Origin of the sequence: Allohahella marinimesophila, assembly GCF_039538005.1 — a bacterium.
Lineage (GTDB): Bacteria > Pseudomonadota > Gammaproteobacteria > Pseudomonadales > Oleiphilaceae > Allohahella > Allohahella marinimesophila.
In genome coordinates this window covers 624,744-649,304 of the sequence record NZ_BAABBO010000007.1, presented here as the reverse complement: position 1 = coordinate 649,304, position 24,561 = coordinate 624,744, and the positions used below count along the sequence as shown (strand labels likewise).

The window sequence follows — 24,561 nt, the reverse complement described above, 5'->3', positions numbered from 1 at the left end:
TCTGCTGACAAACGCTCTATATTGACGTGCCGCTGAAGCGCATGGACAGATCGAGCGCGCGAACATGTTTGGTGAGTGCGCCTGAGGATATGAAATCCACACCAGTAGCAGCCACCGAGGCGAGGGTGTCGAGCTCTATATTTCCGGACGCTTCCAGCTTCACCCGGCCCTGTGCCTGAGTGACCGCCTCGCGCATGGCATCATGACTGAAATTGTCCAGCATGACGACGTTGGCGCCAGCATCGATAGCTTCCTGCAGCTGTTGCAGCTGCTCGATCTCCACCTCGATCGGTTTGCCCGGCGCAATCGAGCGTGCGGTGGCGATGGCCTGGCTGATGCCCCCGCAGGCAGCTATATGATTTTCCTTGACGAGAAAGGCGTCCCACAGCCCGAGACGATGGTTGAAGCCACCACCACACCGTACTGCATATTTTTCGGCGTAACGTAATCCGGGGATGGTCTTGCGGGTATCGAGCAGCTGGCATTGGCTGTCGCCCATGGCCTGCACATAGCTCGCTGTGGCCGTAGCGACGCCGCTGAGGGTCTGAAGAAAATTGAGGGCGGTCCGCTCTGCGGTCAGCAAGGCCCTGGCCAGGCCCCTCATTTCAAACAGGGTCTGGCCAGGCTCGATGGCGTCCCCGTCTGCGGCCAGCCATCGCAATTCGACCTCCGGGTCCACCTGACGAAAGCATTCATCTACCCAGGGCTTGCCGCAAAGTATGCCGGCTTCCCGGGTAATCACCGCGGCCGAAGCCTGTGCCGCGCCGGGAATCAGGCGCGCCGTGACGTCATCGCCCGGCGTGAAGTAGAGCGCCGCCGCCCGCTCTGGCGGCGAAAGATCTTCTGCCAATGCAGCTCTCACATTGGCCTCTACCAGTGCCCACTGTGGACTGGATAGTCCGGCTTCGTCTTGGTCGGCTCGGATGGCGGCGTTCTTCATGGGCATGTCTGTCGGTCTCGTCTCAGGTTGCCGGCGCCACTGTCACTCGGGCGGCAGTGGTTTTGACAGTGTCAGCGTATCAAGGCTCTGGCGCAGATCGAATTGTCGCAGCGCGCTCATGCCCAATAGTACGGCATCGTCATCTGACATGGCAGGGTTGATCGTGGCTTTGACGTTTCGCAGCACCATACCGCCAAATTCGAGCCTGTCTATGACGGTGTCGTATACCGTGACCGTGCCATTGGCAGTACGGGCGAGGGAACGGCCCATGCGGGAGAGGCCGGCCCGCTCTGCTACACTTTCAGGAACAGTGACACGCGTGGCGCCAGTATCCAGCAGAAATTCGGCGGGTCTGTCCTCGATGCTGCCATTGACCACATAGTGGCCCCAGCGGTTCATTTGCAACACCAGCTGTGCCGGTTGCCCCGGTTCATGCATGACGCTGACGGACTGATTGGGGTTCAGCTGCTTCGACTCCCAGACATCGAAGACGCTCGCTAACAGGCCAATGCCGATGATCCAGGCGATGACCAGCATGAGCTTGCCCTGACGGCCAGCGGTCGTATTGCCCATAGCCCCTTCATCGTTCGGCATCAATCTCTCCTCGCCTCTGGCTGTGCGAACTGGGTCACGACAATACAAAGCGCTAACAATGGTGTAACAAAAGCTGACAGTGTCTACTGAAAGCTGATTCTATACTCTGTCATAGTCAAACACGAATCCACGGTCGAATGATGGCTGACCGTGCATGGAGTCCAAATGGCACCGCAATCAAAGATTGTTCAGCTTGGTGAGGTCCGCAGTGCGGCACGACTGGCTGCTGATGCGCGCCTGCCGCCGCCGCTATTGAAACTGCGTGACCGCAGCGCGCAGCACCTTGGTCAGTCACTGCAAAAAGTGATGGCCAAACTCGATGACAGCCTGTTCGCACTGGCAGACAAAGCTGACAACAATACGGCCCAACAGGCTTATTTCGATGCCATGCGTGAAATTCGCCTGAAGAAAGACGCCATTATTTCGCGCTTCGACGATGAATTCAAAGCCGGCTTTCATGCCAAGAATGTACGCGATAGTCTCGACAATGACGAAATCCGCGTCGATTCGCTGTCTTTATTGCATAACGACGAGCTTGAAGAGCGTGTGGCTGCAGAATCCATGGTGGCCAGGGTTCAGAGTGCCATGCAACGCGAACTCGAGCATCTGACGCTGCGAATGGATGCGTTATATGCGCGCATCGACATCGAAGAAGCGAACAATCCCCTTGGGCCCCAGCAGATTCTTCGCAGTTTTCAAAGCGGCCTGAGCGTGCTCGAAGTCGGCATTGAGCCGAAACTGATTGCACTCAAGCTGTTTGAAAAGCTGGTGCTGAATCTTCTCAAGCCCCTGTTCGATGCGGCCAACCGCTATCTGGCCGAGCAGGGCGTCCTGCCTGATGTGCAGAGTCAGTCACACCAGTCACGTCGTCAGCACACCCCACAGCAGCCTCCCGGTAACGGCAGGCATGGCGGTGGCCGTGCTCCAGCTGCCGGGCCTGCACCAGCAGGTGGATCTATGTATGCAACGCCTTCAGGCGGTTTTGCGCCAGCTGGCGGTCACGGTCATGGCTATGCGCCTGGCGGCTATGCGAACGGTGGCGGCTATGCCCCAGCGGCTGGTGGCCAAGGCTATGCGCCTGGCGGCAATGGCCCGGCTGGTCACTCAGGTGACGTTCCTGTGCTCTATGATGGCCATGCCATGGAGCCAGGTTCGCCTGTTCCGGTACTGACCAATCAGGCCAGTAGCCATCTGAACTATTCCGCATTGCCTGCCGAGGCGCTGAACCTGATACGCAACCTGAGCCGTCAGGGCCAGCGTCGCTTCAGTCTCCATACTGAATCCGGCTTCGATCACGATAACGAAGGCATCAACACTGGCGCTGGCAGCTATTATGGTGCAGACGCTGCAGGTGCCGGGGGCGTCGCCGGTGGCGCCGGTCAGGTTGAACTCGACCATCGTGCGCTGGTTGGTCTGCTCACTGAAGCCCAGCAACAGCAGACGCAACTTGTTGGTGACCATGTTAACAGCCATGGTCTGCTCAGCTTCGACGCTCTGCTGCAAAGCATGCTCAAGAAGAGTGAAGACAAGAAAGACTCTAATATCGCCTCTTTCGACCAGGACATCATGAACCTGGTGACGATGCTGTTCGAATATATCCTGAGTGACAAGCAGCTTCAGGCGCCGGTCAAGGCGCTTATCGGTCGCCTGCAGATTCCGGTGCTCAAGGTGGCACTGCTCGACAAGAGCTTCTTTGCCGACGCGGAGCACAGTGCCCGCCGTCTGCTGAATACATTGGCAACGGCTTCCATGGGCTGGATTGAAGATACCGGCCTGGAGCAGGACCCATTCCTGGCGAAGCTGGAAGAAATCGTCGCCCGATTGCTGAACGATTTTGTGGATCAGCCAGCTATCTTCGATGAGGTGCTGGAAGATTTCATCCTGTTCCGTGATTCAGACAAGCGACGCAGGCAGTTGCTCGAGCAGCGCACCCGCGATGCTGAAGCTGGCAAGGCCCGCGCTGAGCACGCCCGGTCGCAGGTAGAAGAGGCCCTTGAATTTGCCCTTCGTAACGACGCCCTTACGGCGCCGACTGTCGAAGTGATCCGTGATGGCTGGTGCAACTATATGGTGTTGCTCGCTTTGAAGCAGGGCGCACAATCGAATAGCTGGCGCTCGGCCATCGCGCTGACTGAGCGACTCTGCGAGCTCGACCTGGGCTGCTACGAAGTGCCTGAGGATGTGCGAGCCATTCTGGCTTCGAACAACGAATCTGCAGCCTACGAAGGCGCAGTCGATGCGGTGGTCGCCGAGCTCAAGGCTGGCTTGCAGCAGACCGGTTACAAGCCTTTCGATCTCGAGCCGCACCTGGGCGACTATCGCGATCACCTGCTCAGACAGGCCGTTGAACAGCACGGTGCGGATGGCGCCGCACCTGCAGCTGCCAAAGGGCAGACGCCTTCTGCCGCTGGCTCCAGCGCTGCCACTGCATCGACTGCGTCAGCGACTTCTGGCATTGTCGAAAATCCCTCTGCTTCACCATCCACAGTGTCTGAAGCTACGCAGGAGCAGGTTCAGGCCGAAGACACTGCCGGAACAACAGATCAGACCAACGGACTCACAGCTGATGTGCCAGACAATGTTTCGGATGCCGGTACAACAGCAGCAAAACCTTCGGTTCGTGACGAAGTTCAATCGCAGGCCCTGGCCGGTAGTCTGGCACTGGTCCGCAACATGCGAATTGGGCTCTGGATCGAATACAGCAATCCTGCTGACGCCAATGCCTCGAAACTGCGGTGTAAACTGGCGGCTGTATTACAGACCACTGGCAAGTACATCTTTGTCAATCGAATGGGCGTCAAGGTACTCGAACGCTCGCGTGAAGCACTGGCCGCCGAGCTCAATGATGGTAGCGTGACCTTGCTTGATGATAGTCTCCTGTTCGACCGAGCACTGGAGGCCGTAATCGGCAGTCTGAGGAATGACACCAAACACTGACAAATGCTGGCGTTTCATCGATGGCTGGCTCGACGCTGCCGAAAAGTTGCCGTCGCCGAATTGCGGCCGGCGGCCGCCGATGCAGCAGGTCGAATCAGTCATCATTCATAACATCAGCCTGCCGCCGGGCGAATACGGCTCTACTGCCATAGTCGACTTCTTTCAGAATCGGCTCGACCCTGACGCTCATCCCTATTTTCGGGAAATTGCCCACCTGACTGTTTCTGCCCACTTCCTGATTCGCAGGGATGGCAGGGTTTTGCAGTTTGTCTCCACTGACGATATGGCCTGGCATGCCGGTGTGTCATCGTATGGAGAGCGCACTGCCTTCAATCATTTTTCTGTCGGTATCGAGCTCGAGGGCTGTGATCATGGCCCGTTTACCGACGAGCAATATGTGAACCTCAATTCACTTGTTCTGGCTCTCAGGCGGCAATACTCGGCGATTCAGTCTGATCTCATTCTGGGCCACAGCGACATAGCACCCGGCCGGAAAACTGATCCAGGGCCTTTCTTCGACTGGCAGCGACTACAAAAAGCAACAATAGAAGGTTGATATTCCACGTTCTTAAACTAATTTGTAAGTGGAACGCAAAGTGTATTGAGCGACGCTCAAGACCGTGTTATCGATCATGTCGCTGTGGAGTATGATCCCTTTGAAATCCTTTCTCTGGCCGGCAATCGTCCTGATGAACCAGCTGAAACTTGTGTACAAGTTTTCGCTCATCAGTATTCTGTTCGTCATTCCAATTGCCATACTGGTCTATGCGCTGGTCAGTCAGATTCTCGCAGACCTCGATGCGGTAGAGCGTGAGCTGCAGGGCGTGGATGCCGTGGCTGATGCGAGACAGATGCTGAGAGCAGCGCTGGATTTTCGCGATTTCCAGACTTCGGCGACGCTGCGCAGCGAGTCGGACATCGCCGCGCCTGCCAAGGAAAAGCAACGGCAGCTCGAGGCTGCGCTCGAGCATTTGCAGCAACAGTCCTATGCTTTTGACGTGGAAGGTGTGGTGGCAGAAGGGGTGGATGCGCTCGAAGCCACCTGGCTCGGCATCAAGTCCGAGAACAAGGGCTTCACCTCGATCGGGCAACAGTCGGATTATTATGAAGGCATCATCCGGCAGTCGCGTCATCTGCTGTCGCTGATCAAGCAGGCCTCACTGATTTCCTTCGATCCCGCAACACAGATTCAGATACTCGACGGCTTTGCCGAAAAACAGCTCATCCCCGCAACGATGCTTGTCTCCAAAGGCCGGGTGGTCAGCTATTACGCGCTCGTGGAGGGCACAGTTGGCTATGACGTCAGCGACTTCGCCAATTCGGTGATCGACCAGATCTTTCTTTCAGGCCGGCAATTTGCCAGCGAGGTAGAGTCGATCAGTTTGACGGCGCCCTTGCTGAAGGCGAACTATGACGGCGATTTCAGCGAAGTTCAGGCCACACTGACCTCGGTCGCCGAACTCATCGACAGTGAAATTGTGACGCCTATGGTGCTGGAAGGCACCTGGCAGGACCTGGATGCGTCCTTGACGCCTTATCTCGATCGATTGTTCGAGCTTGATGAAGCCCTCTACGAAACCATCGAAGATATTTTGCAGGTACGTCTTGCTGAAAGTCAGACCACGCTGTACACCCTGTTTGGTGTGTTGCTGGCCCTACTGCTCGTTATAGTTTATCTCTACATGGGCTTTTTCGTGTCGGTCAAGACGACAGTAGAGCATTTCGGAAAGGCCGCCCGGCGTGTAGCAGGAGGCGATCTCACCGTGCATTTGAACAGCCCCAACAAAGACGAGCTCGGAAATCTGTCAGTCGAATTCAATAACATGACTTCCCGAGTGCATTCTCTGATGACCCTGCTGGCGCAAAATACCGAAGAGGTTGGTGGTCAGGCGTCTCGGGTAAACCTGTTGGCTGTAGACAGCAACACCGCCAGCAAGCAGCAGATGGAAGAGACGCAGGCGATTAGTGAGTCGATGCATCAGATGGTCGAAGCCGTATCCGAGGTGGCTGTAAGTTCGCAGTCAGCAAGCGATGCCGCTCACCAGGCCGATAATGAAGCGCAACAGGGTAAGCTGGTTGTCGATCGCACGCTGATCACTATCAGAAAGCTCGCAACCGAAATCTCCGATTCGGTGAGTATCATCAATCGTCTGGAGAAGGATTCCCAGAATATTTCGCAGGTGTTGGTCGAGATCAAGGCCATAGCCGAGCAGACCAACCTGCTGGCCCTGAATGCGGCCATAGAAGCCGCCAGAGCGGGCGATCAGGGCAGGGGCTTTGCCGTTGTTGCAGATGAGGTGCGAACCCTCTCGCAACGCACACAGCGCTCTACGGAAGAGATCGAGGCGATGATCGATCAGCTGCAGTCCGGCGTGAAGAACGCTGTCAAATCGATGCAGGGCAGTCATAAAGTGACCGACGAAACGGTCAAGCAGTCGGAGCTGGTGTCCGAGGCTCTACAGAAGATCGTTGGTTCGGTAGCGACGATCGTAGACATGAGTCAGCAGATCGCACAGGCCGCCGAAGAACAGAGTGCCGTGGCCAAGACCATCGACGGTAACATCAATCTCATCAGTGATCTGGGCACCACCAGTGCCAGCAACGTGAATGATACCCTGGCGTCGAGCGAAGAACTCACGCGCCTGACAGAGTCGCTCAAGTCCCACCTGGCTACCTTCAAGATCTGACACGATCGGACGAAGAAGTACTGGCGAAGACGAGTAGGCCTTCGCCAGCACTTCTTCGTCCCGAGATATCAGCTGCGCTGCGGCGCCTGCCAGAGGATTTCACCTTCAGCGCCAATGGACGGGTCACGTCGCGCCAGTACCCGGGCCACCACGAACAGCAGGTCTGACAGTCGATTGATGTACTGTTTCAGTGGCGCCTTGATAGCCTCGTCACGTGCCAGTATCACCAGAGTTCGTTCACTCTTTCTCGCCGAGCTTCTGGCCACATGACAGGCTGCGGCCGCACGATTTCCGCCGGGTAAAATGAAATTCTTCAAGGGTGGGAGCTGCTCGTTGAGCACATCGATCTGTTCTTCGAGATAAGTCACGTGCGACATCTGAATCAGTTGCTCTCCCGGCAGGCACAGTTCTCCACCAAGGTCGAAAAGATCATTCTGCACCCTGAGCAGTACAGGTCTGAGCATATCATCCTGCTCCAGCTCGCAGACCACCATACCGATCGCCGAATTGGTCTCATCGACGCTGCCCATCGCTTCTACCCGTACCGACTCTTTCCCTATCCTGTCGCCATTGCCCAAGCCAGTCGTGCCGTCGTCGCCAGTGCGCGTGTAGATCTTGCTCAATCGGTTGCCCATATCGTTTATCCTTCAGTTGCTGGTGTTGATCAAGCATTCGGTCAGGGCCCTGACCTCGCTGACAAGCTCGCGGTTGGCCTCGCAAGGCAGTGCATGATGCTCGCAGTATTCGATGATATAGCCATTGATGGCGTCAATTTCAGTGGATCGACCCGCCAGTACGTCCTGTAACATCGAAGACCTGTTCGCGGCGGTTCGCTCGCAGATTTCTTCGACCCGTTCCAGCAAAGCGGCCACCGAATCCGGCAAAGCCGCAGTTGATCCGGCGTCAACCTGTCCGGCCCAATGTTGCCAGGCGCCAAGCACCTCGCTGGCCAGGCGTGGTGCCAGCCGCCGATAATCGGACTGGACTGGGAGCTCGCCGTTGGTGCAGCGCAACAGGGCCGTCAGTGGATTGACTATCGCGTTGAGTGCCAACTTATTCCAGAGTATGCCCTCTATCGTACCCACTGGTCTCGCGTTCAGACCGCAGGCATTCAACAGTCCACTCAGACCCCCAGCATCAGTAGCTGTCGCAGGCGGGCGCGATTCATCAAGGTGACCAATTGCGGTGTCTCCAGTGGCCGAGTGGTGAACGGTCGTGTGTTCGCTCCCTTCCCGCCGAGCAGCCTCAGTTGTACTGGCTGCCAGCAGGCTGACCCGGGCACGCGCTGTCTTGGGAAACACGTTCGCAAACGAGGTTTTGGCCAGGGTATGGGTCTGGAGTCCATTCTGCATGATGACCAGGGTCGCCTCGCAGGTCTCGTCCTCCAGTATCAGTGTCCTGAGCTGCGCCAACAGAGAAGGGAGCAGCCGCTTAGCGACTGGGGCCTTGCAGGTGAGCAGTACCCAGTAGTGCCGCCTTCCGCAAGGCTTGAGGCTGCGCGTCAGCTCGTTCAGCGTTCTGAAAATCGGCATCTCTAGCAGTATGGCGCTGTCGCGCTGAATCAGTCGTCGGCTGGCGATACCAGGGTTGGCATTGCGATCCGAGCCAGAACCACTGGATAGCATCAGGGCGCAGCAGTCGTGGCTTTGAGACAGGTGGGCAGCGAACAGTGTGCCAATGGCACCGAGGCCGACGATCACAAAGCAATGGGAGACCGTTGGGTCCGGGACCGGCAGGTTCGGCTTCATCAGTCTGCTCGTTACGCCATGCGTTGAAGCTGTGCCTGGATAGCCGCAAAACGAAGATTGACATCATCAAGCTTCGCCTGTTCCTTCGCCACCACTTCTGCGGGCGCCTTGTCCGCAAAGGCCGGATTGCCAAGCTTGCCCTGAAGGCGTTTTCTTTCCTGCTCCAGCCGCTCGAGCTCTTTGCTCAGACGGCGTTGCTCAGCAGCCATGTCAATGATGCCTTCAAGAGGAATCAGGATCTCGAGCTGTCCAACGAGCTGTGTTGCGGAGAAGGGCCGTTCACTGCCGGCAAAGGCCTCCACTGATTCAAGTTTGGCCATAGCCATCCAGAGTGGCGTTACGAGATCGAGCAGGGTCTGTTGTGATTCGCCAGGGCTGGCATAGAGCACCTTCAAGCTGCGTGCAGGGGATATGTTCATCTCACCGCGTATATTTCGGACAGCGACGGTCAGCTGCTTGAGGAACTCGATGCCCGCTTCGGCGGCACTATCGATTTTAGAGTCATCGGCGCGTGGGTAGGGCTGGCGCATGATCGTGGTGAGTGTCTCGGTGTCTGTTGGCTTGCCGGCCAGCGGCGCAACCTGCTGCCAGATCGATTCGGTAATGAATGGCATGACGGGGTGCATGAGGCGCAAACCGGTCTCCAGAACGCGCACCAGTGTGCGCCGAGTACCCAGCTTGCGGGCCTCGCTGAGGCTATCGTCATTCAGGCTGACTTTCGCCAGCTCCAGGTACCAGTCACAGTATTCGTTCCAGAAGAATTCGTAGAGGCATTGGGCCAGCAGATCGAATCGATACTGCCCAATCTGCCTGTGGCATTCCTGCTCGGCCCGCTGTAACCGGGAAATAATCCAGCGTTCAGCCAGTCCAAGTTCAAATTCCGTTTCGCCATGCTGCCCGCAGGAATGACCTTCGACATTCATGAGCACGAAGCGTGTGGCGTTCCAGATCTTGTTGCAGAAGTTGCGATAGCCTTCCACGCGTTTCATGTCGAAATTGATGTCGCGGCCTGTGCTGGCGAGCGAGCAGAAGCAGAAACGCAGGGCGTCTGTGCCGTAGGCTGCTATACCCTCGGGAAATTCCTTGCGGGTCTGTTTGGTAATTTTCTCAGCCAGCTTCGGTTGCATGAGACCCTCGGTGCGCTTGGCCACCAGATCTTCGAGCGAGATGCCGTCAATGATATCTAGCGGGTCCAGCACATTACCCTTGGACTTGGACATCTTCTGGCCTTCGCCATCGCGGACCAGGCCATGGACGTAAACAGTCTTGAAGGGCACCTGCGGAGTGCCGTCATCATTCTTCAACAACTGTGTGCTGAGCATGATCATCCGGGCAACCCAGAAGAAAATGATGTCGAAACCGGTCACCAGCACACTCGACGGGTGAAACATTTCGAGCTCTGGCGTCTTCTTTGGCCAGCCCAGTGTGGAAAAGGTCCACAGGCCCGAGCTGAACCAGGTATCGAGTACGTCTTCGTCCTGGCGCAATGGTCTGTCACCAAGCCCATGCTGTGCACGCACCTCGGCTTCACTACGGCCAACGTAATGTTGCCCATTGTCGTCGTACCAGGCCGGAATCCGGTGGCCCCACCACAACTGACGGCTGATACACCAGTCCTGAAGGTCGCGCATCCAGGCGAAGTACATGTTCTCGTATTGCTTCGGTACGAACTGAATTTCGCCCCGTTCCACCACCCCCATGGCCTGTTCGGCCATGGCAGAGGCCTTGACGTACCACTGATCAGTCAGCCAGGGCTCGATGACTACGCCTGAACGATCACCCTTGGGGATCTTGTTCGCATGCTTCTCGATGGTCTCGAGCAGACCCAGTTGTTCCATCTCGAGGACAACGGCCCTGCGCGCTTCGAAGCGATCCAGCCCGACCAGCCCTGCAGGCATGTCGAGATCGGCGTTCGGCAGTGGCTGCCCGGCAATGTCGAAGGCCTGGGCGCGCGACAGTATTCTGGCGTGACTGTCGAATATATTGATGAGTGTCAGCGTTTGGCGCTTGCCTACTTCATAATCGTTGAAGTCGTGCGCAGGCGTGATCTTCACACAACCTGTGCCTTTTTCAGGATCCGCGTGTTCGTCTGCGACGATGGGGATGAGCCGATCGGTCAGTGGTAGCCGAACTGACTGTCCAACCAGGTCGCTATAACGTTCATCGTCTGGATGCACGGCTACTGCGGCATCGCCCAGGAGGGTCTCCGGACGTGTCGTGGCCACTACTAGCCAGGACTTGCCGTCTTTTGTGGTCGCGTCGCCAGCGAGTGGATAGCGGAAATGCCAGATATGGCCATCCTGATCGACGTTCTCGACTTCCAGGTCGGATACGGCCGTCTGCAGCTGAATGTCCCAGTTGACGAGTCGTTTGCCGCGATAAATGAGGCCATCTTCATGCAAACGGACGAAGGCCTCAAGTACTGCAGCCGACAGGTCCTCGTCCATGGTAAAGCGTTCGCGCGACCAGTCGACTGATGAGCCGAGGCGTCGGATCTGGCTGGTGATGAAGCCACCGGATTTCGCTTTCCATTCCCAGACCTTGTCCAGAAAGGCCTCACGCCCGAGTTCCTGGCGAGTGATGCCTTCGGCTGCGAGTTGCCGCTCCACGATCATCTGTGTGGCTATGCCAGCATGATCGGTGCCCGGCTGCCATAGGGTAGGGTCGCCACACATGCGATGGTAGCGAATCATGGTATCCATGATGGTGTTGTTGAAGCCATGACCCATGTGCAAGCGCCCGGTCACGTTCGGCGGCGGAATCATGATGGCGAAAGGATCGCCATCGCCCTCTGGCTGGAAGGAGCCGGCAGCTTCCCAGCGCTGGTACCAGGACTGCTCAATATTCTGCGGCTGGTAGGTGGTGTCCATCGCCGAAGCGGCGTTGTCGTTGTCGGTGCTGCGGTTCTCATTCATGGGTAAACTGCTTCAATTCCGTATGTCGTGATAATTAAGCTTGAAGTCGCGCGCCCTCAGCAGGCGATAGCAGGCCCGGGCCATTTCTCGGCCGGACTCGCCAGGCTCGACGATGAAAGTCAGCCGTTCACAGGCGCTGGCGACAGTGTTCATCAATACCGGGTCTTCCAGCAATTGCTGCAGTATGCCTGGCAGGAGCAGGATCTTTCGGCTGAGCAGGTCAGGGCGGCGGGCCGCCTGGGCCGGTGCAGCGAACACCAGCCGGCACTGCTCAAGCGCAACTGTGTTCGCCAGGTCCTCCGTAGCCTCAGGCAGTATCATGTATTCAACGAACACTTCTGGCTGTGTTCTGTCGAAAATCCGATCCAGATGCTCGAGGGTCGTGCTGGTGCACAAGCCCAGAAATGGGTCATTGAACTGCTGGCGCTGGCAGACGAAGCGATAGAGGAACTGGGCCCATCTGACTTCGTCGCCGAGCACGAAAAAGTCAGCTTCTCTAGGGGCTACGGCAGCCTCTGCAGTAGTCAACAAACCGTCTCTATGCCTGGGCGAGCAGGTAGTTCAGCAGCTGCGGAACAGGGCGCCCGGTGGCCGCTTTCTTGGCACCAGTTACCCAGGCGGTGCCGGCCACGTCGAGGTGCGCCCAGCGGTAGTCCTTGGTAAATCGCGACAGGAAGCAGGCCGCGGTGATTGTGCCTGCGCCTTTCGAGCCAATGTTCTGAATGTCGGCAAATGGACTGTCGATCTGTGGTTGATATACATCCCACAGCGGCAGGCGCCAGCTGCGATCGCCACTGCGCTGTCCGGCCGCCAGCAATGCCTGAGCCAGCTCGTCATCTTTTGACAACAAGGCCGAGGTCTCATGTCCGAGCGCGACAATGCAGGCGCCAGTGAGCGTGGCGATATCCACGACACTTGCCGGTTTGAATTTCTTGATCCAGGTCAGCGTGTCGCACAATACCAGGCGACCCTCGGCATCCGTATTGAGAATTTCGACCGTCTGGCCTGACATGGTGGTCACGATGTCGCCAGGCTTACTGGCTCGGGCACTCGGCATGTTTTCGGCGGCTGCGATAACGCCGACGACGTTGATGGCTGGCTGAAGTTCTGCGAGCGCTTTCATGACCCCCATGACTGAGGCAGCACCGCACATGTCGTACTTCATTTCATCCATGCCGAGGCCAGGCTTGATGCTGATGCCACCGGTATCGAAGGTGATGCCCTTGCCGACGAGCACGTGTGCTTCGTCACCGGACTTCGCGCCCATATAGCGCATGGCGATGATGCGCGGTGGCTCGTCGCTGCCTTTCGACACCGAGAGGAAGGCACCCATGTTCAGTTTCCTGATGGCTTTTTCGTCGAGTATTTCACACTCGATGTGCTTGTAATCACGTGCCAGCGCTTCGGCCTGATCAGCCAGGTATCGAGGCGTGCAAACGTTTCCTGGCGCATTGCCGAGATTTTTCGTCACGGTCATGCCAGCAGCCAGGGCTGCCGCAGTCTTGAGTGACTTGCGCAGCGCCTGCCCACTGAGTTCGTCGTTGTCGGGGCTGACGAATACCACCTTTTTCAGTTTTGGCAGCTTTTCAGCTGAGGTGGTCTTGAATTCATTGAAGCGGTAGACCGCAGCGTCGTAGGCCAGCAAGGCCTGGGCAAAACAGTCGGCCGGCTCAATTCGGGTGCTGTCACCGTGATTCAGGCTCAGGGTCTGATTGTCCGATGGCGAGTGATCACTCAATTGGTCGACGACGGCAGCTGTCCAGGCATCAGTGATGTCTGTCGCCTTGCAGGCCAGGGCAGCACTGGCCGCGCCCTGAGCAATCTTGATGAACGTCTGCACGCTTATGTCGGACGGCGCACCGACACCAACGAGGATGATCCGGGCAGGTATTTCACCATCGCCGCTACTCTGTACACCTGCTGTTCTGACCAGACAGGTCGAGCCGGGCTCCGGGCTGGCCTCACCGGAGGAGGCCAGGTCGCTCAGGAGCCCATTGAGCTGACTGTCCAGCTCAGCTGCAACGCCGGACAGAGGCGCGGCCTTCGAGCTGTTGCTGTCTTCGGCAGCCCGTCGCGGACTGGCTTTGCCACTCTGCGTGCCTGAACTGGATTTACCTTCTTTGCTGGAGGCTGCCGACGGCTCTGCGAAGAGGGCGACAAGAAGACATTCTGACTTTTTTTCGAACGCTGTTTCGACAATGCTGTGCTTGATCACTATTGAAGCCTTTGTTCTGGAGTTGTTTGAGTTCAGTTCTGGTCGCCTGACTACAAGACGGGTAGTATAGGCCGCTCGATAGCGAAATAACCAGAGGCCGGAGCCCGCGTTTAGTGTCGTACGCCATACTTCATGTTCCCGATCGAACCGCCGCACGCCCAGTTTCAAAGACCCTCGGCTGAATGAGTCATTTCATCATTGCGCGCTATATTTCGCGCCAGTTGCTGACCAGTATGGCTGCCGTGACGCTGATCCTACTGCTGATCTTCATGAGCGGGCGTTTCATCAGGTACCTCGCAGACGTCGCGTCGGGCCGCTTTTCGCCAGACGTGCTGTTTGCCGTTATGGGCTATCGTCTGCCAGGCTTCCTCGAGCTCATCCTGCCGCTCGCCTTCTTTCTCGGCATACTGCTGGCCTACGGCAGGATGTACATGGAAAGTGAGATGACCGTGCTCAGCGCCTGCGGCATGAGTCCGCAACAGCTCATCCTCATCACCATGATTCCCGCTTCCATCGTCATGGCAATTGTGGCTGCCCTAAGCCTGTATGTGAGTCCCTGGGGGGTGAAGCATGTCGAACGCATCTTCTATGAGCAGAGCAAGGTCACTGAGTTCGAGCTGCTGGTGCCGGGTCGTTTTCAGAGTCTGAGAGATGGCAATCGGGTGACTTATACCGAATCGCTGTCTGCAGACAAGACCGAAATGCAATCTGTGTTCATCGCCGAGCGTGATGAGACCGATGGCACTATTGCCGTGCTCGTCGCCGAGCGTGGTCGACAGGAGATCATGCCTGACACGGGCACGCGGTACATCATTCTGGATGACGGTGCCCGCTACGACGGCCAGCCCGGACGCAACGATTATTCTGTTGTGACCTACCAGGACTATGGTCTGAAATTGACCGACTCCATCGAGGGCCGCAGGCGGAAACAGATCGAAGGCCTGCCGACGGCGGGCCTGTGGCGTTCTGCCACGCCTCAGCATGAGGCACTACTGCAATGGCGTATCTCTCTGCCGCTATTAGTGCCCATCGTTGCGCTCATTGCCATTGCCATGTCCAGGGTAAATCCGCGTCAGGGTCGCTTCTTTCATTTGCTGCCTGCCATGCTGGTGTACCTGGCCTATCTGGGCCTGCTTATCGTGGCGCGGAAGCAGCTGGAAAAAGAGCGGCTGCCGGAATGGCTCGGCCTGTGGGTGGTCCATGTCGTTTTCTTCGTGATTGCCCTGTTCATGATCTTCGGCCCTAAGCTGCTCCAGCGCTTGTTCGGCAAGAAGAAGACGCTCCCGCCAGCCTACGCGCAATTTCCGCCTCAGGCCGGAGGTGGAGAATGATCTTGTCAAACGGCCAGCTTCTGAACCGTTACGTCACCTCTACGGTGGCTGGGGCGATGATGGTGGTCCTGTTCATCGTACTGGCGCTGGACCTGGTATTTGCCTTTATCGCTGAAACGGATGACCTGAAAAACAGCTATCAGTTTCCCCAGGCACTCGAATTCATGATGCTCACGGTGCCGCGGCGCATCTACGACTATCTGCCGCTCGCCGCGTTCATTGGCAGCCTGGTCGGTCTCGGGACCCTGGCTAACAGTTCGGAGCTGACTGTCATGCGAGCGGCGGGTGTGTCGATCGCCCGTCTGATCTGGATGGCCATGAAGCCGGCGTTGGTAGTGGTCGTGGTCGGTCTGTTGATTGGCGAGTACGTGGCCCCCTACACAGAGCAGCGGGCCCAGACTCAGAAGGCTGTACAGCAGGGCGCGTCGGACAACCTCGCCTCGAGTAGTGGGGTCTGGCACAGGGAAGGTGAGTCGTACATGCACTTCAATGCCGTGCAGGTCGATGGCACGCTCTATGGTGTCAGCCTGTTCGAACTCGATGTCAATAATCGTCTGCAAAGCGCGAGTTTTGCCAGGCGTGCGGAGTACGATGGCGGTGACTGGCGTCTGCTCGAAGTCAGCACGACCACCTTTGAAGGTAGCCGCACCAACAGTCGCTACGCCGAGAGTGTGCCCTGGGAGACCGATCTGACGCCGGACGTTCTGAAGGTGTTGATCGTCAAGCCTGAATATCTCTCGATCGAGGGACTCTATACCTATATGACCTATCTGCGCGCCCAGGCACTGGATGCGAGCGAGTATGCCATGGCGTTCTGGAAGAAAGTGCTGCAGCCAGCGGCCACGGCCGTACTGGTGCTGATCGCGATATCCTTCATCTTCGGTCCGCTGCGCTCGGTCACCATGGGCTTCCGGGTATTTTGTGGCATCATCGTGGGGCTGTTGTTCAAATACGCGCAGGATCTCCTCGGTCCTGCGAGCCTGGTGTTTGGCTTCAATCCCATTATTGCTACACTGGCGCCTATCATCGTCAGTGCCATCTTCGGTCTCGTACTGTTAAGACGGGTGCGCTGATGCAGTCCGTGTCGTCAAGACAGTTGTCGGGAGATGGTATCGGTTGAAGCGAACAGGCAAGCGGTTCAGGCCAGGGGCGGCTGACAGCCAGTATGATGTCATCGTCATCGGGTCGGGTATTGGCTCGCTGGTCAGTGCTGCGCTGCTTGCGCTTCGCAATCGACGGGTGTGTGTGCTCGAGCAACACTATACCACCGGCGGCCTGACCCAGACCTTCGAGCGCGCGGGTTATGAGTGGGACATCGGTATCAATGCCACTGGTGGCGTGCTGCGAAGCAGCGATCAGCTGCGCAGGCTTTTCGATACGGTCAGTTCAGGCCGTCTGCAGTGGACATCGCTACCAAATAGTGACGATCAGATCCACATCAACGACCAGCGCTACACGCTGCCGCCAGGTCGGGAGGCCTTGCGTGCAGCGTTGAAAGGCTACTTTCCCCTCGAACACAAGGCTATCGATCGCTATATAGCGATGGTCGATGACCTGGGTGGGCGTACCCGACAGCTATACGCGTGGCAGGCGCTGCGGCGCCCATTGGCCACCGTGGCAGAATTATGGCGGCGCATTGGGCTGCCGGCTTTCGCCTGGAAAACCACAGCTGAAGTCATGTCGTCGCTGACCGGCAACCAGATGCTCGTCAGCCTGCTGACGAGCCGATGGGGAAACTATGGCCTGCCGCCTGCGCAGTCCGCCTTCCTGATGCACGCATTGGCGGTCAGCCACTTCTTCACGGGGCGTGCCTATCCCGCAGGCGGAGGCTGGGCGATTGCTGACAGCATCATTCCCACCATTGAAGCGGCTGGTGGCGATGTGTTCACCTATGCCAAGGTCAGTGCCATCACCATGAACGGCAACAAGGCTGTGGGCGTGGTCGTGAATTCGAGTGAGCATATTCGAGCCCCTGTCATCATCAGCGGCGCAGGGTTGCTGCCCACCCTGCAGTTGCTGCCGCGCTCAGAGTTCCTGCAGCGCAGCCTGTTCAGCCGCCTTGGTCATCTCAGACTGTCTACCGGCCATCTCGCATTGTTCCTCGGTCTCAAGGGCGATGCGCAGGCATTGGCCCTTGATCAACAGACCTATTGGCTGAGTCCTGGCCCTCGTCACGACGATAGTTTCACCGCCTTTGACAAGGACCCCGGTGCGCCCCTGCCTTTGACCTATATTACCTTTCCGTCTTCCCGCGAATCGACCTGGGCCGAGCGCTATCCGGGACGGTCCACCGCCCAGGTGCTCGTGCCAGCCCGCTGCGAGTGGTTCGATAACTGGGCGGACACCAGCTGGAACAGGCGAGGCGATGGTTATGACCAGCTCAAGAGTGTATTTACCGACAGACTACTGAGTCAGCTGCTCAAAATCAGGCCGGATCTTGAAAATGCGCTCGACTTCTCAGAGCTCTCCACGCCCTTGTCGACCCGCCATTTTCTCAACAATATCCAGGGTGAGATGTTCGGTCTGGCGCATACGCCGGAACGATTCCGCGAAAGCGTGCTGCATCCGCAAACCCCTGTCGCGAATCTGTACCTGACTGGCTCCGACGTCGTGTCGGCGGGGCTTGGCGGCGCGGCACGAGCGGGAATGCTGACGGCTTCAGTAGTGCTTGGCTTTGAAGCGCTGGCGAATCTGTCGATCATGCGTTTTTAGTGCTCAAGGCGGCTGGCATTTCCTACGGCTACGGCACACAATAGACACATGTCCAGTCAACGGGAAAAGCCGAAATGAACAAGCCTGTCGCGCCTCAGCGATCCGATTTTGATGCCTACATGGTCCCCAACTATTCTCCGGGTTCTATCATTCCGGTGCGCGGCGAAGGTTCTCGCGTCTGGGACCAGGCCGATCGTGAGTTCATCGACTTTGCAGGTGGCATTGCGGTCACTTCCCTCGGGCACGCCCACCCTGAGCTCGTTGCCGTGCTGAAAGAGCAAGGCGGCAAGCTCTGGCACCTCAGCAATGTACTGGCCAACGAGCCGGCTCTGCGACTGGCCAAACAGCTGACCGAACTGACCTTCGCTGATAAGGTGCTGTTCGCCAATAGTGGCGCAGAGGCCAACGAAGCCGCTTTCAAGCTGGCAAGACGCTACGCCTGGGATATATTTGGCGAAGGCAAGCATGAGATAGTGGCCTGCGACAGTAGTTTTCACGGCAGAACGCTGTTTACCGTCAGCGTCGGTGGACAGATGAAATATCGTGAAGGCTTCGAGCCTGTGCCAGGTGGTATCAGTCATGTGCCATTCAACAGCTGCAGCGCACTCGAAGCGGCTATCGGCCCGCAGACCTGCGCCTTTGTGGTGGAGCCCATCCAGGGCGAAGGCGGCGTTACACCTGCCTGCGCAACATTCCTGCGCAAGGCTCGCGAGCTATGCGATAAACACGACGCCCTGCTGATTTTCGATGAAGTGCAGTCGGGGGTCGGTCGCAGCGGGTTCCTCTACGCCTACGAACACTATGGTGTTACGCCTGACATTCTCAGCACGGCCAAAGGGCTCGGCGGCGGATTTCCCGTCGCGGCGATGCTGTGTACTGACAAAGTGGCTGGCAGTTTCAAGGTCGGTACCCACGGCAGCACTTATGGCGGCAATCCACTGGCTTGTGCTGTCGCGTCGAAAGTGATCGAGATCGTCACGCGGCCTGAGGTATTGAAGGGCGTGACCAAACGGAGCGATCAGTTCCGGGCCGCGCTGGAGGACATCAACAAGCGCTTCGATATTTTCAAGGAGGTCCGAGGTATGGGCCTGCTGCTGGGCGCGCAATTGCAGGATCGTTTCGAAGGCAAGGCCCGGGATTTCATGCAGGCGGGACTGGAAGCCGGTGTCATGGTGCTCGTAGCTGGCACCAGCGTCATGCGCTTTGCGCCAAGCCTCATTATCCCCGAGGCCGATATCGATGAAGGCATGGCCCGCTTTGCCGCAGCGATAGAAAAGACCATTGCGACAATGGATGCAGACGCCGGAGCAGCCTGATGATCGTCGTGCGGCCGGTGCAGGCTGGAGATCAGCCCGGTATCGAGAAGCTGATTTTTGAGAGTGAAGCGCCCATTTCCTCCTTGCCTACCGATCGGGACTGGCTTGGTCGACGGATCGAACAGTCGGTGCAAAGCTTCCGTCACAACGGCGAGCTTGAAGGTACCGAGCGATTCATTTTCGTGCTTTACGATGAAGATCACCATGAAGTGCTGGGTACGGCCGGCCTCAGTACGGTAGCCGGAGCCGAAGTACCTTTCTACAACTATCGGCTCGATGAGATTATTCATGCGTCCAAGGCCCATGGTGTCTATAACCCGGTGCAGATTCTGAGTCTGGCTCATGATCTCAGCAACGCGACGCTGCTCTCGTCTTTCACGCTGGCCACCCGGATGCGCCTATCCGAATACCGCGACCTTCTGTCGAGGGCGCGACTGTTATACATGTATCACTGTCGTCATCGTTTCCAGAGACGTTGTATTGTCGAAATTCAGGGTGTTGCAGTAAATGATGGTCGATATCCCGGTACTTCACCATTCTGGGAGAATGTCGGGCGTCACTTCTTCGATATTGACTTCATGGAAGCGGATCAACATGTCGCGACACTCGGCAAGACCTTCATTGCAGAACTGATGCCAGCTACGCCGCTGTATTTGCCGTTATTGCATGAAGAGGCCAGGGCGGTCATTGGCCTGCCGCATGAGCAGGCCGCCGCAAACATGCGCTTCCTGCAGAGTCAGGGCTTCGAGTTGAGCCAGTATGTTGATATTTTCGACGCGGGGCCGGTGCTGGAAGCGCCGACTGAAAGGCTGGTCAAGGGGCAGCAGGTCGTTTCCAAGCAGGTCAGACTGAGTGCCGGGGCCTCGCGTTCCGGTTCTGGGGGTGCTGCAATGGGCGCTGCGTTCATTGCCATGAATGGTGACCTCACAAACTTTCGAGCCGCGCTGGTGCATATGACGGAGGGTCTTGGCGACGTGCAGCGCATTCGCAAGCAGGACGCAGATGCACTTGGTCTGGCAGAAAATGACACTATCTTCTATTCCCGCATAAAACCTGGTCAGGCTGCTTATGAGCTCAGTTGATACTTCCCTCGATCGCGTGAGCGTTGTGGAGCGTCTCGTATGCTGATACGCCCGATACAGATGGACGACCTCGACGAGATGGTTGAACTGGCTACCGCTGCGGGAATAGGCGTGACTTCGCTACCATCCGATCGTGCCCGTCTGCTGCAGCGGATCGCGACATCGGTTGATTCGTTCGCCGGCAAGCGCAGTCATGCGGACGCTGATTATCTCTTCGCGCTGCAGGATGCCGATAAGCAACACATGCTCGGCGTCTGCGGCGTGAAGGCGAGTGTTGGACTGGACGAAGTCTGGTACAACTATCGCGTTTCCCAGACCGTTACGGCGTCGAAGGAAATGCATTTGCACAAACGCATGCAGACCCTGCACCTCAGCAATGACATGACTGGTGCCACGGAAATCTGCTCGCTGCTACTGCACCCGGATTGCCGCAAGTCGGCCAGGCGCAGGCCCTATGGCAGCTTTCTCTCAAAATGCCGTTTTCTGTTTCTGGCGGCCTACGCAGAGCAATTCGATAGTCGTGTTTTCGCAGAGATGAGAGGACAGTCAGACGATGACGGTCACTCGCCGTTCTGGGAAGCGCTCGGCGAGCATTTCTTTCATTTCGAATTTCCGCAGGCCGACTATCTGAGCGGCACCGGTAACAAGGCTTTCATCGCCGAACTCATGCCCAGACACCCGATATATACGGTGTTTCTCAATGAAGCGGCCCGTGACTGTATTGCACAGGTGCATCGGGATACGCTGCCGGCGTTGCGCATGCTCGAAGCCGAAGGCTTCCGCAAGAACAACATGATCGATATTTTCGATGGCGGACCCTGTGTAGAGGTCGAACTCGCCAGCATCGCTGCGGTCGAAAGAACGCAGGTGGCCACCTTGCGGGAATTGGCGACGGTTCGCCCCTACCTGGAGTTGCCAGCTACCGACGCTGCCGAGACGGCTGTCATGGTAGCGCCCGATCCTTCGGCGATCCGTGCACTGGACCTTCCATTTGCCATGGCAGATTTCAGGGTGCGCCTGACCGATCTCGCCACGCTGGACGCCATGACTGGCGCTGAGGGTGACAAGGCGGCGCACGACGGTCTGTTTGATATGCTGTTGTCTGCAGAGCTTCAGGCTGCAGCTGCGTCGATATCACTTCACTGGCTGGATATGCCCTTGTTGATGACGAGGCTCAAGCCAGTGCTCAATAGTCGACACGGTATTCAGCTCGATCGAAATACTCATTTGGAGCAAGTAGATGACTAGCCAGGCAGATGACACGAGTGCTCCGGATGGGGCTCAGGCAGGACAGCAGGTCGATTCGGCAGTTCTCAGGGCAAAAGAGGCGCTGAAGGCCTGGGCAGGTCAGAGCTTCGATGCCCGCGCCGATATCTGCCGGCGCTTTGCCAATTGGCTCGGCGATAATATAGAGGAGGCGGCTCACGCCATTGGCCGTGAGACCGGGAAGCCATTGTGGGAATCCCGGACCGAAGTGCAGGCCATGATAGGCAAGGTGGATATTTCCATCCGAGCCTACCATGAACGCTGCCCTGAAAAATCGACTGACACGCCAGCCGGTACGTCGGTATTGAGACACAGGCCCCATGGTGTGCTGGCTGTCTTCGGCCCCTATAATTTTCCTGGCCACCTGCCGAATGGCCATATCGTGCCAGCCTTGCTGGCTGGCAATACGGTCGTCTTCAAGCCCAGTGAGCTCACGCCCCGATTCGGCGACTTCATGCATCGTGGCTGGATCGCAGCCGGTCTGCCTGATGGCATACTCAATATCGTTCATGGTGGGCCGGACATCGGCAAGGCACTGGCCGCACACCATGGCATCAACGGTCTACTATTTACCGGTAGCAGCAGCACTGGCGCCATTATTCATGAACAGTACGGTGCCCACCCGGGCAAGATACTGGCGCTTGAGATGGGTGGCAACAATGCCCTTATACTCGCTTCGCCGTTTCCTGAGGCGGCAGCGGTGATGATGACCTTGCAGTCAGCTTTTCTGAGTGCCGGACAACGCTGTACCTGCAGCAGACGGCTGATCGTCGAAAAAGGCCCGGAGGGCGACCGTTTCCTTCAGGCGCTCATAAAGGCTACCGAGGGTATCTCTATTGGTGCCTACGATCAGGAGCCGCAACCGTTCATGGGGAGACTGATCAGTGAAAGGGCGGCCGACCAGGTGCTTGCGGCACAGGCTGAGCTTGTCAGCCTGGGTGGAACATTATTGCTGGAAAGCACTCATATTCATGATGACAAGGCCTTTCTCAGCCCTGGCATTGTCGACGTGACCGACATCAAGGATTTGCCTGATCGCGAGGTCTTCGGTCCGCTGTTGCAAGTTCAACGCTACGAGCATTTCGATGAGGCCTTGCAACTCGCCAATGCAACGGAATTTGGCCTTGCTGGCGGCATCATTACCAATGATCGGACGCGCTATGAGGCTGCCTTCGACGCCAGCCACGTCGGTATCTTCAATTGGAACAAACCACTGACGGGGGCCAGCAGTGGCGCGCCATTTGGCGGTGTTGGCGCGAGCGGCAATCATCGGCCGAGCGCGTACTATGCGGCCGACTACTGTGCCTACCCCGTTGCTTCGCTGGTCGACGAGCAGGCGCGACTTCCGGCATCAGCACCGGTCGGCCTCGTGCTGCCCGGCGCGGGTTAGCACGGGCTACTACACGGACCAGTCAATCCCAATGCTCAGCAGGAGTTCCATGCAGTCAGGTAACGATAGCGCGACAGAAGCCAACTTTGATGGTCTGGTTGGACCAACGCATAGTTATAGCGGGCTGTCTCTGGGAAATGTGGCATCCACCTCCAACAGGCAGGCAGTGTCGAATCCACGAGATGCGGCGCTCCAGGGCCTGGACAAGATGCTCAGACTGGCCGAGCTTGGTTTTGTTCAGGGCGTCTTGCCGCCACATTTCAGACCGGCCCTCAGTGTGGCTCGACGGCTCGGTTTTTCCGGTACGGATGCGCAGGTACTGAAGGATATCCAGGCGCAAGCTCCTTATCTGCTCGGTAGTCTGTCTTCGGCCTCTTCGATGTGGACAGCCAATGCGGCAACAGTGACGCCGTCCGCTGACAGCAGGGACGGGCGGGTGCACTTTACGCCTGCCAATCTCAACGCCAAATTCCACCGTTCGTTTGAACACCTCACGAGTGGAAGAGCACTGGCGGCCACCTTCAGGGACGATAGTTTTTTCGCACATCACGAGGCACTGCCCGCTGTCGCTCAATTTGGTGATGAAGGCGCCGCAAATCATACCCGGCTGTGTGCTCAGTACGGCAAGCCCGGCGTGCACTTCTTCGTCTATGGGCGTGAAGGCTTCGACACGCATTCGCCAAGGCCCGCGCGCTTTCATGCAAGGCAGACGCTGGAAGCCTCACAGGCCATTGCCCGTCAGCATGGCCTCTCAGCGGGTCAATGTGTGTTTGCCCTCCAGAGTCCCGCTGTCATCGATGCGGGGGTGTTTCACAACGACGTCATAGCCGTGGGTAACGCGAATGTGCTGTTCTACCATGAAGCAGCCTTCCATGATGAGCAACGCTGTCTTGGCGAACTGACCAGCGCTTACGAGCAAAGTGCTCCAGACGGGCCAGCCTTTACGCCGATACGCGTAGCTTCGGAGACAGTGTCGGTGGCCGACGCAGTGGCCTCGTATCTGTTTAATTCTCAACTACTGTCGCGCCACGATGGTGCCATGCTCCTGCTGGTGCCTGTCGAGTGCGAGCGAAATCCACGAGTTCGTCAATACCTCGAGGACCTGGTCGACGACCAATCGCAGCCGATCAGGGAAGTGCTGTATGCCGATCTGACCCAGAGCATGCTCAATGGGGGTGGCCCGGCCTGCCTGCGCCTTCGGGTCGTGCTGACGCCAGAGGAACAGGCTGCAGCCAATCCTGCCTGTTTTATTGACCACGAGCGACACAAGACACTGAGTGATTGGGTCAAGCGGCATTACCGGGATCGACTGACCCCGCAGGATCTGGCCGATCCTGCCTTGCTTGGAGAAAGTCAGGCTGCCCTGGATGAATTGACTGGCCTGCTGAACCTGGGGTCGATCTACGAATTTCAGCGCTGAGCCGGCTG

The 24,561-nt window shown here is 57.6% G+C and carries 18 protein-coding genes; 11 read left to right on the top strand and 7 right to left on the bottom strand.

The window, feature by feature from the left end:
• Positions 1–16: 16 nt before the first annotated feature.
• Both nadC and ABD735_RS08400 read right to left on the bottom strand, forming a co-directional pair.
• Positions 17–940 carry a carboxylating nicotinate-nucleotide diphosphorylase gene (nadC, locus tag ABD735_RS08405; protein ID WP_344805278.1) on the bottom strand — a complete coding sequence of 308 codons (924 nt, stop codon included), beginning with the start codon at positions 938–940 and terminating at the stop codon, positions 17–19.
• A gap of 42 nt (positions 941–982) precedes the next feature.
• Positions 983–1,534, bottom strand: coding sequence for a retropepsin-like aspartic protease family protein (locus tag ABD735_RS08400; protein WP_344805276.1), 552 nt, complete (start codon positions 1,532–1,534; stop codon positions 983–985).
• 165 nt (positions 1,535–1,699) lie between these two features.
• Here ABD735_RS08400 and ABD735_RS08395 point away from each other — a divergent pair, with 165 nt between their 5' ends.
• The 3 genes from ABD735_RS08395 (at position 1,700) to ABD735_RS08385 (ending at position 7,158) form a co-directional block, all read left to right on the top strand.
• The gene (locus ABD735_RS08395) at positions 1,700–4,471 is read left to right on the top strand and encodes a DUF1631 domain-containing protein (RefSeq protein WP_344805274.1); all 2,772 of its coding nucleotides are present in this window, start codon (positions 1,700–1,702) and stop codon (positions 4,469–4,471) included.
• Positions 4,455–5,027: a 1,6-anhydro-N-acetylmuramyl-L-alanine amidase AmpD gene (gene ampD / locus ABD735_RS08390; protein ID WP_344805272.1), complete on the top strand. Its 573-nt coding sequence runs from the start codon at positions 4,455–4,457 to the stop codon at positions 5,025–5,027. The genes ABD735_RS08395 and ampD overlap by 17 nt, the downstream gene beginning before the upstream one ends.
• Positions 5,028–5,160: 133 nt before the next feature.
• Positions 5,161–7,158: a methyl-accepting chemotaxis protein gene (locus tag ABD735_RS08385; RefSeq protein WP_344805270.1), complete on the top strand. Its 1,998-nt coding sequence runs from the start codon at positions 5,161–5,163 to the stop codon at positions 7,156–7,158.
• A 68-nt stretch (positions 7,159–7,226) separates the two neighbouring features.
• On the opposite strand, the gene ABD735_RS08380 is transcribed toward ABD735_RS08385, so the two are convergent.
• From ABD735_RS08380 to ABD735_RS08360, 5 genes are read right to left on the bottom strand one after another with little or no spacing between them, the layout of a single operon-like run.
• Positions 7,227–7,793: a cob(I)yrinic acid a,c-diamide adenosyltransferase gene (locus ABD735_RS08380; protein ID WP_344805268.1), complete on the bottom strand. Its 567-nt coding sequence runs from the start codon at positions 7,791–7,793 to the stop codon at positions 7,227–7,229.
• A 12-nt stretch (positions 7,794–7,805) separates the two neighbouring features.
• Positions 7,806–8,906 carry a ketopantoate reductase family protein gene (locus ABD735_RS08375; RefSeq protein ID WP_344805266.1) on the bottom strand — a complete coding sequence of 367 codons (1,101 nt, stop codon included), beginning with the start codon at positions 8,904–8,906 and terminating at the stop codon, positions 7,806–7,808.
• Between the two features lie 11 nt (positions 8,907–8,917).
• On the bottom strand, positions 8,918–11,776 hold the full coding sequence (locus ABD735_RS08370; protein WP_344805394.1) for a valine--tRNA ligase: 2,859 nt from the start codon (positions 11,774–11,776) through the stop codon (positions 8,918–8,920).
• Positions 11,777–11,833: 57 nt separating this feature from the next.
• Positions 11,834–12,352: a DNA polymerase III subunit chi gene (locus ABD735_RS08365; protein WP_344805264.1), complete on the bottom strand. Its 519-nt coding sequence runs from the start codon at positions 12,350–12,352 to the stop codon at positions 11,834–11,836.
• A 7-nt stretch (positions 12,353–12,359) separates the two neighbouring features.
• Entirely contained in the window at positions 12,360–14,036 is a 1,677-nt protein-coding gene (locus ABD735_RS08360; protein WP_344805262.1) for a leucyl aminopeptidase, read from the bottom strand.
• Between the two features lie 182 nt (positions 14,037–14,218).
• Here ABD735_RS08360 and lptF point away from each other — a divergent pair, with 182 nt between their 5' ends.
• The 8 genes from lptF (at position 14,219) to astB (ending at position 24,553) form a co-directional block, all read left to right on the top strand.
• The gene (lptF, locus tag ABD735_RS08355; RefSeq protein WP_344805260.1) at positions 14,219–15,367 is read left to right on the top strand and encodes an LPS export ABC transporter permease LptF; all 1,149 of its coding nucleotides are present in this window, start codon (positions 14,219–14,221) and stop codon (positions 15,365–15,367) included.
• Positions 15,364–16,440 carry an LPS export ABC transporter permease LptG gene (gene lptG / locus ABD735_RS08350; protein WP_344805258.1) on the top strand — a complete coding sequence of 359 codons (1,077 nt, stop codon included), beginning with the start codon at positions 15,364–15,366 and terminating at the stop codon, positions 16,438–16,440. Before lptF ends, lptG begins: the two co-directional genes overlap by 4 nt.
• Positions 16,441–16,483: 43 nt before the next feature.
• On the top strand, positions 16,484–18,079 hold the full coding sequence (locus tag ABD735_RS08345) for a phytoene desaturase family protein (protein ID WP_344805256.1): 1,596 nt from the start codon (positions 16,484–16,486) through the stop codon (positions 18,077–18,079).
• 74 nt (positions 18,080–18,153) lie between these two features.
• A complete protein-coding gene (locus ABD735_RS08340) occupies positions 18,154–19,395 on the top strand; it encodes an aspartate aminotransferase family protein (RefSeq protein ID WP_344805254.1) in 1,242 nt (413 codons plus the stop codon).
• Complete coding sequence (locus ABD735_RS08335) at positions 19,395–20,477, top strand: arginine N-succinyltransferase (RefSeq protein WP_344805252.1); 1,083 nt, start codon at positions 19,395–19,397, stop codon at positions 20,475–20,477. Before ABD735_RS08340 ends, ABD735_RS08335 begins: the two co-directional genes overlap by 1 nt.
• Positions 20,478–20,516: 39 nt before the next feature.
• Positions 20,517–21,725 carry an arginine N-succinyltransferase gene (locus ABD735_RS08330; protein ID WP_344805250.1) on the top strand — a complete coding sequence of 403 codons (1,209 nt, stop codon included), beginning with the start codon at positions 20,517–20,519 and terminating at the stop codon, positions 21,723–21,725.
• Positions 21,718–23,133: a succinylglutamate-semialdehyde dehydrogenase gene (gene astD, locus ABD735_RS08325; RefSeq protein ID WP_344805249.1), complete on the top strand. Its 1,416-nt coding sequence runs from the start codon at positions 21,718–21,720 to the stop codon at positions 23,131–23,133. The genes ABD735_RS08330 and astD overlap by 8 nt, the downstream gene beginning before the upstream one ends.
• A 49-nt stretch (positions 23,134–23,182) precedes the next feature.
• Positions 23,183–24,553, top strand: a complete 1,371-nt coding sequence (gene astB, locus ABD735_RS08320; RefSeq protein WP_344805247.1) for an N-succinylarginine dihydrolase — start codon at positions 23,183–23,185, stop codon at positions 24,551–24,553.
• Positions 24,554–24,561 lie beyond the last annotated feature (8 nt).

Excerpts from the sequence above, each read along its gene's own strand:
- ABD735_RS08330 (WP_344805250.1), top strand. The coding sequence starts at position 20,517 with ATGCTGATACGCCCGATACAGATGGACGACCTCGACGAGATGGTTGAA.
- ABD735_RS08380 (WP_344805268.1), bottom strand. The coding sequence starts at position 7,793 with ATGGGCAACCGATTGAGCAAGATCTACACGCGCACTGGCGACGACGGC.
- ABD735_RS08400 (WP_344805276.1), bottom strand. The coding sequence starts at position 1,534 with ATGCCGAACGATGAAGGGGCTATGGGCAATACGACCGCTGGCCGTCAG.
- astD (WP_344805249.1), top strand. The coding sequence starts at position 21,718 with ATGACTAGCCAGGCAGATGACACGAGTGCTCCGGATGGGGCTCAGGCA.
- ABD735_RS08370 (WP_344805394.1), bottom strand. The coding sequence starts at position 11,776 with ATGGACACCACCTACCAGCCGCAGAATATTGAGCAGTCCTGGTACCAG.
- lptG (WP_344805258.1), top strand. The coding sequence starts at position 15,364 with ATGATCTTGTCAAACGGCCAGCTTCTGAACCGTTACGTCACCTCTACG.
- nadC (WP_344805278.1), bottom strand. The coding sequence starts at position 940 with ATGAAGAACGCCGCCATCCGAGCCGACCAAGACGAAGCCGGACTATCC.
- ABD735_RS08395 (WP_344805274.1), top strand. The coding sequence starts at position 1,700 with ATGGCACCGCAATCAAAGATTGTTCAGCTTGGTGAGGTCCGCAGTGCG.
- ABD735_RS08335 (WP_344805252.1), top strand. The coding sequence starts at position 19,395 with ATGATCGTCGTGCGGCCGGTGCAGGCTGGAGATCAGCCCGGTATCGAG.
- ABD735_RS08340 (WP_344805254.1), top strand. The coding sequence starts at position 18,154 with ATGAACAAGCCTGTCGCGCCTCAGCGATCCGATTTTGATGCCTACATG.
- astB (WP_344805247.1), top strand. The coding sequence starts at position 23,183 with ATGCAGTCAGGTAACGATAGCGCGACAGAAGCCAACTTTGATGGTCTG.
- ampD (WP_344805272.1), top strand. The coding sequence starts at position 4,455 with ATGACACCAAACACTGACAAATGCTGGCGTTTCATCGATGGCTGGCTC.
- ABD735_RS08385 (WP_344805270.1), top strand. The coding sequence starts at position 5,161 with ATGAACCAGCTGAAACTTGTGTACAAGTTTTCGCTCATCAGTATTCTG.
- ABD735_RS08375 (WP_344805266.1), bottom strand. The coding sequence starts at position 8,906 with ATGAAGCCGAACCTGCCGGTCCCGGACCCAACGGTCTCCCATTGCTTT.
- lptF (WP_344805260.1), top strand. The coding sequence starts at position 14,219 with ATGAGTCATTTCATCATTGCGCGCTATATTTCGCGCCAGTTGCTGACC.